Genomic DNA, 15,308 nt, shown 5'->3' on the forward strand with positions numbered 1-15,308 from the left:
CTTTGTTGCCGTGCGCCGAGGCCGAACATATCGGCGGGCTGTGAAGCTGTTGGTGGAACTTGGTAAAAGCGATGGCGAGAATTGTGAAATCTTGTTAAAAAGCGGGAATGAAAGCCTCAGCCGCCCACATCGTCGTCATCGAGGACGATCCGGTGACCCGCGCCAAGCTCGCCGCCTATTTCAAGGCCGAAGGCTACCGGGTGAGCGAGGCCGAGGATGGCGAGATGATGCGCGACATCATCGCCGCCGACCCCGCCGATCTTCTGATGATCGACATACAGCTTCCGGGCGAGGACGGGCTGCGGCTGACGCGCGAGCAGCGCGAGCGTTCCGACGTCGGCATCATCCTGGTGACGGGGCGCAGCGACACGGTCGACCGCATCGTCGGCCTGGAAATCGGCGCCGACGACTACGTCACCAAGCCCTTCGACCAGCGGGAGCTCCTGGCACGTGTAAAGAACCTCCTCCGCCGGGTGAGTGCAGGCCGGCCGGCCAGAACCGCAGCACCTCAGAAACGCAGCTTTCTCGGCTGGACTCTCGATCTCGGCAGCCGCACCCTGAGCAATGCCGAGGGCGCCTTCACCGACTTGACACGCGCCGAGTTCAAGGCGCTGTCGCTCCTCACCGCCAATGCCGGGCAGGTGCTCTCCCGCGACCGTCTTCTGCACGAGATCGCACATCGCGACTGGGATCCCACGGACCGCACCGTGGATGTCGTGATACGCCGGCTGCGCAAGAAGCTGGGCGACGACTCGCGCCACCCCCGCCTCATCGTGACGTCACACGGCGAGGGTTATCTTTTTGCCGTTCCTCTCGATCGGGCGTAGCAGCCCCCGGACTCGAACGGAGCAGGGCGCGGGCTTCCGCCACCGCTTCTCCGCCTGCGCGCTCGGCGTCCGCCAGCAGCCCTTCGCAGCGTTCCGCCGCCCCCTGCATTGCCGCTGTCTCGAGGACGGAAAGAATGTTCCTCAGCCGCGCGAAGCCCGCAGCCGAGGCCGTGCTGCAACCGGCGTGCGCCTCGGCGGCGAGCGTTTGCATGTCTTCCGACGCCGCGGCCCGGCGCATGGCAGAAAGCCGTTCCGGCAGGGTGCGCTCAGCGATGGCGAGGATCCGCGCCATTTCCCCGGGGCCCAGCGCCTCGATGTCGGCCCGCCAGGCCTCCTGGTCGAGTGCCGGTTGCCGTGGCGAAGGGGCGATGGCCTGCGCCAGCGCCTCGGGCGTCAGCGGCTTTGCCACGAACGCGTCCATGCCAGAGGAAAGATACCTGTCGACCTCCGCCGCGAAGACATGCGCCGACATGGCGACGATCCGCACCGGCGAAGGCCCGAGGGCCTCGCGCAGGCGGTGCATCGCCGTGATGCCGTCCATGCCGGGCAGGCTAATGTCCATGAGCACCACGTCCGGCTTCGCCAGCCGAGCCTGCGAGAGGGCCTCGTAGCCGTCCTTCGCGACGCTGCAGCCATGGCCCATGGCGCCGAGAAAATGCTGCGCCACGGCGCGCGTCGCCTCGTCATCCTCGACGATAAGGATCGAAAGCGGCGAGCCGGCCGCCTCCAGGCCTTCCCCTGCGGCGCCGGCGGATTGCGGCGCTTCTGCCGTCGCGAGATCAAGCGTGAGTGTGAAGGTGCTGCCCGCGCCCGGCTGCGATGCAACATCGAGCGAGCCCTTCAGCGCCTGCGCCAGCCCCCGCGAAATGGAAAGGCCTAGACCCGTACCGCCATAGCGGCGCGTTACCGAACTGTCGGTCTGGGTGAAAGACTCGAAGATGCTCTGCTGCATCGTGTCCGGGATGCCGATTCCGGTATCGGACACGGCGATCGTCACCCGCTGCTGGCCGGCCGCCGCGGGACCTCCGCAAACCGACACCGTGACGCTGCCGGCGGGCGTGAACTTGATGGCGTTGCTCACCAGGTTGAACACGATCTGGCGGATCTTCCCGGCATCGCCCCTGAGCCATCCGGGACTTCCCGGCGCAACCGAAAGGCCAAGCTCCAGCCCCTTCTCTTCCGCCGAGGGTCTCATCAGGTCGACGATTCCGCGCAACGTCTCGTCCAGCCGGAAGACGACCGGATCCACCGTGATCTTGCCCGACTCGATCTTCGAGTAGTCTAGGATGCTGTTGAGAATGCCGAGCAGCGTCTGGCCCGCGACCGAGGCGGTTTCGATGCGGCTCCTTTGCTCCGGGCTCGCGGCCGTGTCCTTGAGCACACGCAGCATACCGAGCATGCCCGTCATCGGCGTGCGGATCTCGTGGCTCATGGTGGCGAGGAAATCGGACTTGGCACGGCTGGCACGCTCGGCGGTCTCGCGCGCCGCCGCATGATTCTCGACCTCGCGGCGCAATTGCTCGGTTCGCTCGCCCACGAGCTCCTGGAGCTCCTCGCGGTGCCGCCGCAGTTCCTCGTTGGTGCGCTCGCGTTCGGCCTCGAGCGCCCGGCGCTGCACCGACACGTCGCGGAACGCAGTGACCGCCTCGGCCAGCGCCTTGAGCTCATGCGTCCCACCCTGCTTCACGTCGACTGCGAGATCGCCGAGGGTGAGCCGGTGCATGGCGGTTGCCAGCTCCTTCAGACGGCGGACGACGCCCCTCTCTACATAGAGCCAAACGATGAGGCCCGAGATCAGCACGGCGAAGCCCGATGTGGCGAGAAGGGCGAGAAGCCCGGCCGAAACCGCGCGGTCGGCCTGTGTCGAGGTGGCGAGCGCGAAGCCCCTGGCATTCTCCATCACGTCCTGCGCCACGCTGTTGAGCCTCGCGGAAAGCGCGCGATTCGCCTCCGTCACCGCCTCGAGCTCGTCGCCGATGTTGATCGTCCGGAGGCGGTCCTCGAACAGGCTGGAATTGAAACGTGCCTCACCCGCCGAGGCGCGAAGAACCGAGAGCTGTTCCAGCGCCTGGGCCTGGCGAATGGGGTCGTCGATGCTGGCGACCCGGCGTTTCACGATCCGCAGATGCCCGTTGAACTCCTGCGCAAGGGCCAGCACCTCCGCGCGCGTGATGGCGCGCGACAGGCGGTTGACGAGGAGCGCGAGCTGCGAGGCCCTCAGGCGCAGCTCCCACATCCGGTCGAGGAGATAGATGTCCTGCTCTATCAGCCGGTCGAGGGCGCCGAACGCAGCCTCGCGCAGGCCCGGGTCCTCGACCAGCCCATAAAGCCCCGCGACCACCGCCGAAGCTCCGGCGGAGGCATTGGACACCAGCGTCTCGGCGAGATCGACCAGCGCCGTCGCCGCCTCTGCGGTTCGCCCGGCGCGCGCGTCGTAGCCGCCCAGAAGCTGCAGCCGCTCCTTCACCAGCCTGTTCTGGTCGGAAAGGTTGGCGATGAGCGCCTCGGCATTTCCGGAGAGCTGCGTCAGCGAGCCGTATTCGAGATTGGACAGGGCCGCGTCGGCCAACGCGCGCCGAATTTCCGTCGCCAGCACGATGATCTCGCCGGCGTGGCGCTGGCGCGTGGCCTCGTCCTGGGCCGCGGCGAGGCTATGGCCCGCGGCGAGGATGCGCTGCGTGGCGTTGCCCGTCGCCTGCGCGGCCGCCACTGCGGGCAGCGCCTCCGCCGTGATGCGCGACTGCGCCTCGGAGATGTCCTTGAGAATCCACCAGCCCGCCACGCCGGAGGACAGCGATAGCGCCGCGATGCCCAAGAAGGCGATGAACAACCGCGCGCCGATGCCGAGACGGGCAAACATCTGCTCTTTCACACCCTGCCGTTCGAGGCTTGCTCCGGGGCGGGAAGCCGCTAGTTTCATGATACAGTCTCCGCCGCCTTTAGGAATGCGCGAAATGAAACGCCTGCTTTTGGCTTTCCTGCTGCTGGCCGCACAGGTGCGCGCCTGCGCCGCGGAAACATGGGCGCTGGAAAGCTGGACGCCGCCCTTCGACTACCAGGGCGCCTCCTCCGCCATCTCCTATGAGCCGCTCGTGGCGGCGCAGAAGCCGTGGCGCATATGCGCCTCCTATCCGCACCTCAAGGATTCCTACTGGCTCTCGGTGAACTACGGCATGGTGGAGCATGCCCGGCGCCTCGGCATACGGCTCGAGATCGTGGAAGCCGGCGGCTACCCCAATCTCGAACGGCAGAAGGCCCAGATCGCCGGCTGCGCCAAGGCCGCCGATGCGCTCATCGTGGGTACCGTCTCCTATCGCGGCCTGACGCCGCTGCTCGCGGATCTGTCGCGGCGCATGCCCGTGATCGCCGCCGTGAACGACATCGACAGCGAGGGGATCACCGCCAAGGCGGGCGTCTCCTGGGTAAGCATGGGCGAGGCGATCGGCCGCTATTTTGCGGCCCTCCACCCTCAGGGATCGGACACGGTCGAGGTCGCCTGGTTTCCAGGCCCCAAGGGCGCAGGCTGGGTGGGCTTCGTCGAAGAGGGATTCCGGCGCGGCATGGAGAGGAGTTCGGCGGAGATCGTCGCCGTCAAATGGGGCGACACCGGCTTTGAGGCGCAGCTACTGCTGCTCGAGGAGGTTCTCGAGGAACACCCCGGCATCGACTACATCATCGGCAGCGCGGTCACCGCCGATGCCGCGGTGAGCCTGCTCCGTGCTAAGTCGCTAACCGGCCGGATCAGCATCCTCGCGGACTATTTCACCCATGGCACCTACCGCGCCATCAGGCGCGGCAAGGTCATCGCCGCCCCTACTGATTCGCCCGTCCTCCAGGGCCGCCTCGCGATCGACCAGGCGGTGCGCGCCCTTGAAGGCTCGCTGGAGGTCCGCCACGCCGGCCCCGCCATTCACATTATCGACGAAAAGAACGTCGGCGCCCGGAGCATGGAAGAAAGCCTCGCCCCGGCCTGGTTCAAACCAACCTTCGGCGTTAATTAGACCTTCGGCCGCAAAGTGGCTGTCACTCAAGACGAACCTTCCACGCGTGCGCGGGTCGTCCAAACGCATGCCTGGTCTTGGAAAGGATCAGGTGTTGGGAGAAGTTCCCCTATTCACCTGGCAGACCTGTTCGATCCTCTGAACTCGAATGCATTAAACCAAATGCCTCACCCACCAAGGCGGGAGAGGCATTTGTCGGAAGGAGTTGATCATCCGCGGATGATCATTTCCTCGGGCCCGAATGGGAAGTTCGTGATGTTTTCCGCGCCGCTATCCGTGACGATGAAAATGTCGTGCTCGCGGTAGCCGCCGGCGCCGGGTTGACCTTCGGGAATCATGATCATCGGCTCCATCGAGACGACCATGCCCGTCTTCAGTTCGGTGTGAATGTCCTCGCGCAGCTCCACGCCGGCCTCGCGGCCATAATAGTGGCTGAGCACGCCGAAACTGTGCCCATAACCGAAGGAACGGTACTTGAGGAGATCCCAGGAGCGGTACATTTCGTTCAGTTCCGCGGCAATCTCGGAGCACTTCGCACCTGGCTTGATGAGCGTGGCGCCGACGCGATGCACTTCGCAGTTCTTCTCCCACAGGTCGAGATGGCTCGCCGAGGCATAATCGCAGAACAGCGTGCGCTCGAGTGCGGTGTAGTAGCCGAAGATCATCGGGAAGGTGTTGAGCGAGAGGATGTCGCCTGACTGCACCACGCGGTTGGTGACCGGATTGTGCGCGCCGTCGGTGTTGATGCCGGACTGGAACCACGTCCACGTGTCCATCAGCTCGACGAAGGGAAAGCTTTTTGCGATCTCTCGGATCATGGCGTTGGTCGAGGCGATCGCCACCTCATGCTCCGGCACACCGGCCTTGACCGCCGCCATGACGGCCCGGCCGCCGACGTTGCAGATGCGCGCGCCTTCGCGGATCAGCTTGTGCTCCTCGGCCGATTTGATGGAGCGCATCCACATCGCGTCCTGCGCAATATCGACGAGTTCGACGCCGGGCAGTGCCGCCTCGATCTGCTTGCGGTAGTCGACGGAGATGTGGTCCAACTCCACGCCGAGGCGCTTCACGCCCTTGGTCAGCTGCTGGACCGCGCGGAAGAAATTGTCTTTGCGCCAGTCAGTGTAGGTCACGTTGTCGCCGAAGGTGCGGCGCCAGGGCTGCCCGCCGTCGATGGCTGCTGTGATGGTGGTCGCCTCGTTGGGGGTGATCACCATTCCATATTTGCGGCCGAAGTAGCAGTAGAGGAAGCCGGAATAGTAGCAGATGTTGTGGTAGGAGGTGAAAAGCGCCGCGTCGATGCGGTTCTTCTCCATGTGGGCGCGCAAGTTGTTCTGGCGCCGGCTCATCTCGGCGTCGGAGAAGGGCGACCAGTCCTTGCTGCCATTGTGCCACTTCACGACGTGAAGCATGTCGTCCGTCATCGATATTCTCCCGTTTGCAGGTTGGTGATGGGTGGTGGACTGCGTCGCTCAGGCCGCGGCGCTGCGCCGCGCCGCTGCGGATAGCTGGAACTCGTCCCTCAGCGCCTTTGCGATACCTTCCGTGCAGACGTCGAGAAGGATACGGCCCTTCTCCTTGGAGGCATGCTTCGGCGAGGAGAGCGTGCCGCTGGCGGGCGTCCACTCCGGCTTCACCGGATAGACGTCATAGGGCGGGAAGCTCGCAGGGGCGTGGTCCACCGCGCGCTCGAGCGAGACGAGCTGCGGGTGAAGGGCGAGCATCAGCGAGGTCTCGAGAACGCCGCCATGCTCGACGGCCCAGCCCGGGAAGCCGTCGGGGTAGAGGCGGGCGATCGTCTCCTCGGTCACGAAGTCCCAGTAGGACAGCACGACCACCTTAACGTCGGTGATGCCGTCCCAGCGCAGCTCGCGCAACGCCAAATCGACGGCCTCGGTGATGAACCAAGAATTCTCGAAATGCCCGTTGATGATGGCGAATTCCCGGCTGCCGTGGCGGGCGAACTCCTTGAGCACGTCGCGCAGCGCATTGACGAGCGTCGCACCTTCGAGGCTGACGGTGCCCGGCATGTGGTTGCCGCCGCCGCATTTCTGCTGTGACTTGTAGCCGTAGCAGAAGGGTGGCGCAACGAGGCCGCCGATTTCGAGGGCGACACGCCGGGCGAATTCGGTGGGCAGCAGGACATCGACATGCAGTGGCATGTGGTGGCCGTGCTGCTCCATCGAACCCAGCGGGATGAGAATGGGCGACTTGGCGTCGCGCACGCGCGCCAGGTAATCGGGCCAGGCGAGCTCCGCGGCGAAGGGGCTGTCGGTGGTCATGGCGGCCTCTCTGGATGTGAACGGACGGGGGGAGGCTATGCGAGCTTGCGGTCATCTGTGAAATTCATTTATGTTATCCCGAGATAAGTTTTCGATATGGACCATCCATGGCCTTCACCAATCTTCCCACCGACGTGCTCCGCACCTATCTGGCCGTCATCGATCTTGAGAGCTTCACCAAGGCGGGCCGGCTGCTCGGCCGCACCCAGCCCGCCGTGAGCCTGCAGATCCACAAGCTTGAAGAATTGGTCGGCTCACCCCTGCTGGACACCAGCGGGCGGGGCATCGTGCTGACGCCCGAAGGAGAGGTCCTCGCCCGCCATGCACGGCAGCTGCTGGCGCTGAATGACGAGATCGTAGCGCGGCTGCAGAAGCGCGAGATGGGGGGACGGCTGCGGGTCGGGCTTCCCACCGACTATGCGGTGTCCTTCTTCCAGAAATCACTGTCCAGCTACGTGCGGCAGAACCCGGACGTGGAGATGTCGATCCATTGCGACATCAGCGACAGGCTGCTCGCCATGTTCGCGGCCGAGGAACTCGACCTGGCCATTGCAATGTTCGACGACAGGCCCAAGCCAGGCCTCATCTATTCCTGGGCCGAGAAGCCGATTTGGGTGGCGGCAAGCGACTTCGACAGCGAGCGGCAGGACACCGTCCCGATCGCGGCACATCCCGAGGGCTGCCATTACCGCAGCCGCATGACCCACGCGCTCGACCAGATCGGACGGGCCTGGCGGATCACCTATTCCAGCCCCGGCGTGAACGGCCTGCAGCAGGCGGTGCAGTCAGGGCTGGGGGTGACGGCGCTCACCCGCCGCACCCTGCTTCGCGGCATGCGGATCCTCGGCGAGAAGGACGGCTTCCCCACCCTGCCCGACATCCATCTTGGCCTACATTTCAAGAACACCAATGCCTCCACCGCCGCCCTCATGCTGGTCAATTACATCATGCAGGCGCTTCACGACTCGGGCCAGACGGGCTTCATCCGTCTGCAGAAAATGGACGGCACCGGTCCCTCATAAGCAGAACTAATCAACAGATTTAAAGGATAAATTTTCCATACGGTCGCCGTTGTGTTTCCCTATTGCCGCGCGGGAACAGGCGAAGAAACCCCCGCCAAGCGGAGGAACGTTCATGGAACACGGAATGAAGGCGAGCCGGCGCAGCGTGCTGAAGCTCGGACTGGCGGCTTCGGCGCTCTCGATGCCCTACATCAACCGGGCCTGGGCCCAGACCGTCGAGCTCAACATGCTGGCCTGGTACGGCCACGGCGAGCCCGACATGGTGGCCGAGTTCGAACAGGCCAACAACGTGAAGTTCAAGCCGAAATACTATGCCGGCGGCGACAACATGCTGGCGCTCATCGCTCAATCGCCTCCCGGCACCTACGACGTCATCCTGTCGGACGCGGAGTTCGTGCAGCAGCTGAACGAGGCCGACTACATCGACGAGCTGAACCCCGCGGACTACCCCTTCGACGACTTCCTTTACGACGAGTGGAAGCAGTTCCCGGGCCACTGGCGGGACGGGAAGCTCTACTCCGCCATGGTGCGCTGCGGCCATCTCGGCGTCTCCTACAACACCAAGGCGATTTCGGCCGAGGAAGCCGCGAGCTACAAGTGCTTCTGGAAGCCGGAGATCAAGGGCAAGCTCGGCCACTTCGACTGGCATCTGCCCAATCTCGGCCAGCTCAGCCTCTACAACGGCAACGCCCAGCCCTTCGACATCGACGCCGAGGCCTGGGCCAAAGTGCAGGAGACCGCGACGAGCCTGCGCGAGCAGGTCGGCGGGTTCTTCGATTACGGCGGCACCTTCAACTCGCTGAAGAACGGCGAGATGCTGGCCATGGCCGGCATCGGCGACTGGATTACCGGCGTCCTGCAACGGGACGGCGCCGACGTTGCCTCCATCGTTCCCCAGGAAGGCGGAATTCAGTGGACGGAATCCTGGTCGATCGGCAAAGGCACGAAACAGCCGGAGCTCGCGAAGAAATTCGTGCAGTACATGCTGTCTCCCGAGGGTCAGGTGCACTCGGCGCGCATGGCGGCCTATCCCGCCTTCGCGATCACCAGGTCGGGCCGCGCGCTCCTGAACGAGAAGGACCCGAAAGAGGCCCAGCGCACCGGGCAGGTCGACGGCGCGGTCAACGATCCGATCGTGCTCATCAAGGAAGGGCGGATCAAGTACCGCGGCCTGCCGATCCAGCAGAGCCTCGAGGAGTGGAACGACTTCTGGTCGGAATACAAGGGCGCCTGAACCGGGCCGGCCCGGGCCTCCCTTGCCGGAGGCCCGGGTGGCGAGGGTTCCTGAAGGCCAATGAGGGGACAAGGCGATGGGTGCGGAACGCAGGAACGACCTTTACGCCATCGTGTGGCGCTTGCCGCTGCTGATCTGGCAGCTTCTCTTCTTCGTGGTACCGCTCGGCTTCATGTTCGTCATGAGCTTTTGGGTGGTGCGCAACTACCGCATGGTGCCGGATTTCTCCCTGGCCAACTGGGAAAAGATCCTCGGCTGGGACATCTTCTGGAAGGCCTATGCCTTTACCTTTCTGCTCGCCACGCTTTCCACCGTCATCACCTCGGCCGTGGCGTTTCCCGCAGCCTACGGGCTCGCGTTCAAAGTCAGTGACGCGGCGCGGCGGTGGGCGATCTTCCTGCTCATCATCCCCTTCTTCACCAGCTACCTGGTGCGCGTCTATGCCTGGCAGGTCGTGCTCGGCGGGAACGGGGTGATCAACGGTCTGCTGGGCGTTATCGGCATCGAACCCTTGGCCATGCTCAATTCCCCCGTAGGCACCATCATCGGTTATCTCACGCTGACGCTTCCTCTCGTGGTGATCCTCCAGACGATCTCCCTGGCGAGCATCGACAAGACGCTCGTTGAGGCCGCGCACAATCTCGGCTGCGGCAGGTTCCGCACCGTCCATGCAGTGATCGTGCCGGCAGCGAAGGTGGGCCTCGTCGTCGCCGCGCTGTTCTGCTTCATCCTGTCCTTCGGAGACTTCGTGAGCCCCTACTATCTCGGCGGGTCGAAGCCGCCGACGCTCTCGATCATGATCATCGATTCCACCAAGTCGGGCCAGCAGTGGCCGCGAGCCGCGGTCATCGCCGTGATGATGATCCTCACGCTCCTGGCCGTCGCCTTTGCCGCGGTGGGGACGGCTTACAGGAGGCGCGGATGACCGCCGACAGGACAATCAGGATCTCTCTGCTCGTCTATCTCGCGCTGATCTTCGCCTTTATCTTCACCCCGATCCTCGCGAGCCTCGTCTTCTCGTTCAACTCGGACCGCTTTCCGAGCCTACCGCTGGGATCCTTCACGCTGCACTGGTATCAGACCGTGCTGTCCAGGCCCGAGATCCTCGAGGCGGCGCGGACCAGCGTGATCGTGGCGGTATGTTCCGCAGTGCTTTCCACCTTCATCGGCTTCTGCACGGCCTACACCGACTTCCGCTACAACTTCCTCTTCAAGAATGCCTATCTCGCACTGGCGCTGCTTCCTCCCACCATCCCGCTCATCATCATGGCGCTCGCCATGCTGTCCTGGCTCGCGCAGATCGGGCTCTCCGGGCAGGTCACGTCGATCATCATCTCCCACACGGTGTTGGGAGCGCCCTTCGCCATGGCCGTCATCCGGCTCCGGCTGAACGACATGGACCCGAGTCTCGAGGCCGCCTCCTGGAATCTCGGCGCCTCCGAATGGCGCTCGATGTGGGAGGTGGTCATTCCCTTCACCAAGCCCGCCATCGTGGCGGCGCTGTGCCTCACCGCCGCGGTGTCCTTCGACGAGTTTGCGGTAGCCTGGTTCGTCTCCGGCCTCAACAAAACCGTGCCCGTCGTGATCCTCGAGATCCTGCAGGGCAACGTCGATCCACAAATCAACGCCATTGGCACCTTCGTCTTCTTCGTCTCCATGACGCTCATCATCGTTGCCCAAGCCCTGCTCATGTCGCAGAACCGCAAAAAGGACGCATCAGCATGACCAAGCCCCTGGTTGTCTTCGACCGCGTGGAAAAGAGGTTCGCTGACTTTGTTGCGGTGAAACCAACGAGCTTCGAGATCGGCGCGGGCGAGTTCCTCGCAATCATGGGCCCTTCGGGCTGCGGCAAGACGACGACCCTCCGCATGCTCGCCGGCCTCGAGGCACCGACGGCGGGAGAGATCCGCTTCGAAGGCCGGGTGATGAACGACGTCAAGCCGCATGAGCGGGACACACCCATGGTCTGGCAGTCGCTCGCCCTCTTCCCGTTCCTCAATGCGCGGGAGAACGTAGAGTTCGGCCTGAAGATGCGGGGCGTCGCCGCGCCCGTCCGGCGCCAGAGGGCGCTCGAGTGGCTGGACCGGCTGGGCATCGGCCAGTTCGCCGAGCGCAACGTGGCGAAGCTTTCGGGCGGCCAGCGCCAGCGCGTGGCGCTGGCACGATCGCTGGTGACGGAGCCGAAGATCCTGCTCCTCGACGAGCCACTGTCCGCTCTCGACGCACATCTCGTCATCCGCATGCAGAGTGTTCTCACCAAGCTGCAGAAGGAACTGGGGATCACCTTCGTCTATGTTACCCACAGCCAGTCAGAGGCCTTCGCCATGGCTGACAGGGTGATCATCATGGCCCAGGGCGAGATCGCGCAGATCGGCCGCGCCAAGGACATCTACCGGAGTCCCGAGAACAAGTTCGTGGCGGAGTTCGTAGGGCGCAACAACATCTTCGAAGGCAAGATCGTCAGCGTCGCGTCCGAGATCGCAAAGGTGGAAACTCCTCTGGGGCAGTTCACCGTCACACGCCCCGGACAGGGCAAGGTCGGCGATCCCCTTAGCTTCGTTGTGGCAGCCGACCTCGTGCAGATATCGACGGACCGCCCCGCTGCCGACAACGTCGTCGAATGTCAGATCATCTCCGAGCAGTTCATGGGAACGACCGTCACCTTGTTCCTCGAGGCTCCGGGGGGCTACGAGCTCAAGGTCCAGATTGGCCAACGAGAACTCGAACAGGTGGACTTCAAGTGCAGCTCACGACTCTTCGCGAGCTGGCCAACGGCCCGGGCCCATGTCTTCGGGCGGGAAAATGACCGGTGCGTGAGCGGCAGGGCAAGGCCATGAGAGCGGACAGCTTCCCTCCGCAGCGCGACCCCGGGACCTGGGGCGACCGGTTCATCAGCAAGGGATCGGCCCACTATGCACTCCCGGCGCCGGCCGTGACGCGCGATTTCCATTTCCTCATGCTGCCGAAAATGACGATGCTGGCCTTCTCGGCGGCGGTTGAGCCGCTCCGCATCGCCAACCAGCTGACATCGAAGTGCCTCTACAGGTGGTTCCTCGTGTCGGAGGACGGCGGCCCCGTGCGGTGCTCCAACGGCATACCAATCGTCGCGGACCGTGCTCTCCGGGAGGTGGGGCTTGGAGAGACGATCATCATCTGTTCTGGCGTTGACGGCTATCTCGCCGCATCGGAGAAAACCCTCGCCTGGCTACGCAACCAGGTCCGCCATGGCGCCAATGTCGGAGGCGTGTGCACCGGCGCATTCACGCTGGCGCGCGCCGGATTGCTGCACAACAGGCGCTTCACCCTGCACTGGGAAAACCAGGCTGCTTTCCGTGAATGCTTCCCGGACCTCACCATCGCCGATCAGCTCTATTGCAGGGACGGAAAGGTGATGACCTGCGGCGGCGGCAACGCCTGCATCGACATGATGGTCTCCATGATCGCGGAACACCATGGGGAGGGCCTCGCGACGCGCGTTCTCGAGATGTGTCTCAACAGTGGCCACCGCGTCGGTTCGCGCCATCAGAGGCTCTCCATTGCGGCGGAAATCGGGGTGCGGCATCCCCACCTCGTCGATGTCCTTAAAGAGATGAACAGCCGCTTCGATGAGGAGATAGACTTCGAGGACATGGCAAAGCGCTACGGCTTGTCGCGCCGCCAGCTCGAAAGGCTGTTCCAGACGAAGCTCGGCACCTCGCCCGCGCAGAAGCTGAGGGAAATCAGACTTGCACGTGCCAACAGCCTGCTGGCGGAAACCGACATGTCCATCACCGATATCGCCGCGGCTTGTGGGTTCTCCTCGGCGGACTCGTTCCGCAAGAGATATCGGATGGCCTTTGGCGCCGCGCCGTCGTCGCGTTTCAAGATGTGCGGACTGTCACCAGCATACTAGCGTCCAGGCGCCGGGGTAATTCCTTTCGATATTAAGACATTGAAAACACTCGCCGTCTCATCGGACTCCGCATGCTGAACGTGGAGGTGACTGAACTGCTCGAGCATGTCCGCATCGGAACTCCCGTGAACGTTCGCCCTTTCAGAAAATCAGCGGACGAATAACCGCGCCCCTGCAGCGGACGTTGACCAGAACTCCGTACCTCATGCTAATCGGAGCGGGGCCTGAGGAGTTGCTGCCGTGCTACAGACCATCACTTCCTATCTGGATTGGTTCGGCGTGTGCGTCTTCGCGGTGACGGGCGCCCTCGTCGCTTCGCGCAAGCAGATGGACATCGTCGGCTTTGCTCTCATGGGGAGCGTGACCGGCATCGGCGGCGGGACGATCCGCGACGTCCTGCTTGGCCTCACTCCCGTGTTCTGGGTGCAAAAGCCCAGCTACCTCATCACCTGTATCTCCGTTTCGGTTGCAACGTTCCTGGTCGCAGGATTCATGCAGTCGAGATACAGGTATCTGCTCTGGTTTGATGCCGTGGGTCTCGCCTTGTTCGCCGTGACCGGAGCCAGCACGGCACTCCAACACGGAGCAGGCGCGACGATCGCCATTGCCATGGGCGTAGCCACGGCAACCTTTGGCGGCATTATTCGTGACATCATGGGAGGCGAAAGCCCCGTCATACTCAGTCGCGAAATCTACATTACCGCCGCTCTCTTGGGCGCCGGCGTCTATGTAAGTCTCGTGGTGATCGGCACGAGCCAGGATGCTGCAATCGTCGCCGGCTTTATCTGTGGTTTTGGATTGAGGTCCGCCGCACTTATGTGGCAACTCTCTCTGCCGCGCTACCGCCCGGCAACGGATCGAAACCCGGAGTAACCAGGACACATGAACGGTCGCCGCTGATCATCTCTTCGGTATTCTCCGCCCCGCGTCGCCCGAGTCGAGCGCGAGGCTCCGGAAGTGCGGCTGAAGTTCCTGGCGCGCGAAACGTCGAAGGGTTGTGGGAGAAGATGTACCGCGGCTCCGCCATGACGGGGCGGAGGGGCCTAGGTATCTGCGCCATTGGCGCGCTCGACATGGCGCTGTGGGACCTCGTCGGCAAGATCGAGGGCAAACCGTGCTGGCAGCTGATGGGCGGCGCCACTAACCAGCAGATCGTGCCCTACGCCTCGCTCCTATCGGAGGGTGACGATCTTGAGACCGATGGGCGAGTGCTGCGCGAGCGGGCGCTGGCGGCTCAGAAGCTGGGTTTCCGTGCGGCGAAACTCGAGATCTGCCTCAAGGGACCCTACTCGCACAATTCGCTGCAGATCCCGGACGACCGCGAGTGTGCTTGCATGGTAGCCGACGTGCGGAAAGCCGTAGGCCCGGAGATGAAGCTGATGACCGACGTCGCCTATGCCTGGCCCCATTGGAAAGAAGCACTGAGAGCAATCGCGATGTTTGCGGACCAGGATATCTATTTCATGGAGACACCGCTGCCGTCGGATGATGTCGAGGGTTATGCCAGGCTCTGCCACGCCTCGCCGGTCAAGATTGCTGTGGGGGAGTGGCAGAACACACGCTTCGAGTTCCTCGAGTTCATGAATGCGGGGGACGGTGGACGTGGTGCAGCCGGACGTGGGCCGGGTAGGTCGGCTCACCGAGGCCACGCGGGTGGGACTCCATGCGAGCGACCGCGGCCTCGGCGTGGTGCCGCATTGCTGGAAGTCGGCCATCGGCATCGCAGCCTCGGCGCATCTCGCTGCGGTTTCGCCCACCTGCACCTTCATGGAGTTCCTGCCAAAGGAGCTTGCCGACTCGACCTTGCGGCGCGACCTTTGCAGCCGCAAACTCCCTGTCGTCGACGGCCGCATTCCCCTGCCGAAGGAGCCTGGTCTCGGCGTCACCATCAACGAAGAGGCACTCTCCCATTTCCGGGTCGCGTGAGGTTCAAATGAAGATCGAGACGGTTGATTTCTTCTATCTGTCCATGCCGAAGGTCGAGGACATCGGCGACGGGAGCCAGGATGCGCTGCTGGTGCGCGTCACCGCAGGTGGGATTGAGGGCTGG

At 63.9% G+C, this 15,308-nt stretch carries 13 protein-coding genes and 1 pseudogene; 11 read left to right on the plus strand and 3 right to left on the minus strand.

All coding sequences use genetic code 11. The annotated features are described in order from the left end of the window. The first annotated feature begins 107 nt into the window (after nt 1–107). Nucleotides 108–827 (plus strand): two-component system response regulator TorR, encoded by a 720-nt coding sequence (torR, locus tag ACK4HL_RS16010; RefSeq protein WP_409762161.1) that lies wholly within the window; start codon nt 108–110, stop codon nt 825–827. On the opposite strand, the gene ACK4HL_RS16015 is transcribed toward torR, so the two are convergent. Beyond that, nucleotides 769–3,747, minus strand: coding sequence for an ATP-binding protein (locus tag ACK4HL_RS16015; protein WP_409762163.1), 2,979 nt, complete (start codon nt 3,745–3,747; stop codon nt 769–771). The genes torR and ACK4HL_RS16015 overlap by 59 nt on opposite strands. A gap of 34 nt (nt 3,748–3,781) precedes the next feature. Between ACK4HL_RS16015 and torT the strand changes: the two genes are divergently transcribed. After that, nucleotides 3,782–4,828, plus strand: coding sequence for a TMAO reductase system periplasmic protein TorT (torT, locus tag ACK4HL_RS16020; protein ID WP_409762166.1), 1,047 nt, complete (start codon nt 3,782–3,784; stop codon nt 4,826–4,828). 209 nt (nt 4,829–5,037) lie between these two features. On the opposite strand, the gene ACK4HL_RS16025 is transcribed toward torT, so the two are convergent. Both ACK4HL_RS16025 and ACK4HL_RS16030 read right to left on the minus strand, forming a co-directional pair. Beyond that, nucleotides 5,038–6,252, minus strand: coding sequence for a M24 family metallopeptidase (locus tag ACK4HL_RS16025; RefSeq protein ID WP_409762169.1), 1,215 nt, complete (start codon nt 6,250–6,252; stop codon nt 5,038–5,040). A gap of 48 nt (nt 6,253–6,300) precedes the next feature. Next, nucleotides 6,301–7,110, minus strand: coding sequence for a creatininase (locus tag ACK4HL_RS16030; RefSeq protein ID WP_409762172.1), 810 nt, complete (start codon nt 7,108–7,110; stop codon nt 6,301–6,303). Nucleotides 7,111–7,217: 107 nt separating this feature from the next. Between ACK4HL_RS16030 and ACK4HL_RS16035 the strand changes: the two genes are divergently transcribed. The 9 genes and pseudogenes from ACK4HL_RS16035 to ACK4HL_RS16075 all read left to right on the plus strand — a co-directional run bounded on the left by ACK4HL_RS16035 (nt 7,218) and on the right by ACK4HL_RS16075 (nt 15,184). Beyond that, the gene (locus tag ACK4HL_RS16035) at nt 7,218–8,132 is read left to right on the plus strand and encodes a LysR substrate-binding domain-containing protein (RefSeq protein ID WP_409762175.1); all 915 of its coding nucleotides are present in this window, start codon (nt 7,218–7,220) and stop codon (nt 8,130–8,132) included. 112 nt (nt 8,133–8,244) lie between these two features. Next, nucleotides 8,245–9,366 (plus strand): PotD/PotF family extracellular solute-binding protein, encoded by a 1,122-nt coding sequence (locus ACK4HL_RS16040; protein WP_409762178.1) that lies wholly within the window; start codon nt 8,245–8,247, stop codon nt 9,364–9,366. Between the two features lie 76 nt (nt 9,367–9,442). Further along, nucleotides 9,443–10,291, plus strand: coding sequence for an ABC transporter permease (locus ACK4HL_RS16045; protein WP_409762181.1), 849 nt, complete (start codon nt 9,443–9,445; stop codon nt 10,289–10,291). Beyond that, nucleotides 10,288–11,091, plus strand: coding sequence for an ABC transporter permease (locus tag ACK4HL_RS16050; RefSeq protein WP_409762184.1), 804 nt, complete (start codon nt 10,288–10,290; stop codon nt 11,089–11,091). The genes ACK4HL_RS16045 and ACK4HL_RS16050 overlap by 4 nt, the downstream gene beginning before the upstream one ends. Then, nucleotides 11,088–12,203, plus strand: a complete 1,116-nt coding sequence (locus tag ACK4HL_RS16055) for an ABC transporter ATP-binding protein (protein ID WP_409762187.1) — start codon at nt 11,088–11,090, stop codon at nt 12,201–12,203. The genes ACK4HL_RS16050 and ACK4HL_RS16055 overlap by 4 nt, the downstream gene beginning before the upstream one ends. Beyond that, nucleotides 12,200–13,258 (plus strand): GlxA family transcriptional regulator, encoded by a 1,059-nt coding sequence (locus ACK4HL_RS16060; RefSeq protein WP_409762190.1) that lies wholly within the window; start codon nt 12,200–12,202, stop codon nt 13,256–13,258. Before ACK4HL_RS16055 ends, ACK4HL_RS16060 begins: the two co-directional genes overlap by 4 nt. A 240-nt stretch (nt 13,259–13,498) precedes the next feature. Next, nucleotides 13,499–14,131: a trimeric intracellular cation channel family protein gene (locus ACK4HL_RS16065; protein WP_409762193.1), complete on the plus strand. Its 633-nt coding sequence runs from the start codon at nt 13,499–13,501 to the stop codon at nt 14,129–14,131. Beyond that, nucleotides 14,077–14,784, plus strand: a pseudogene (locus ACK4HL_RS16070) (enolase C-terminal domain-like protein); the annotation flags it as partial. The gene ACK4HL_RS16065 and the pseudogene ACK4HL_RS16070, both read left to right, overlap by 55 nt. Nucleotides 14,785–14,842: 58 nt before the next feature. Further along, complete coding sequence (locus ACK4HL_RS16075) at nt 14,843–15,184, plus strand: enolase C-terminal domain-like protein (RefSeq protein WP_409762196.1); 342 nt, start codon at nt 14,843–14,845, stop codon at nt 15,182–15,184. Nucleotides 15,185–15,308 lie beyond the last annotated feature (124 nt).

The sequence above is a fragment of the Aestuariivirga sp. genome (genome assembly GCF_046294715.1).
Taxonomy (GTDB): Bacteria; Pseudomonadota; Alphaproteobacteria; order Rhizobiales; family Aestuariivirgaceae; genus Aestuariivirga.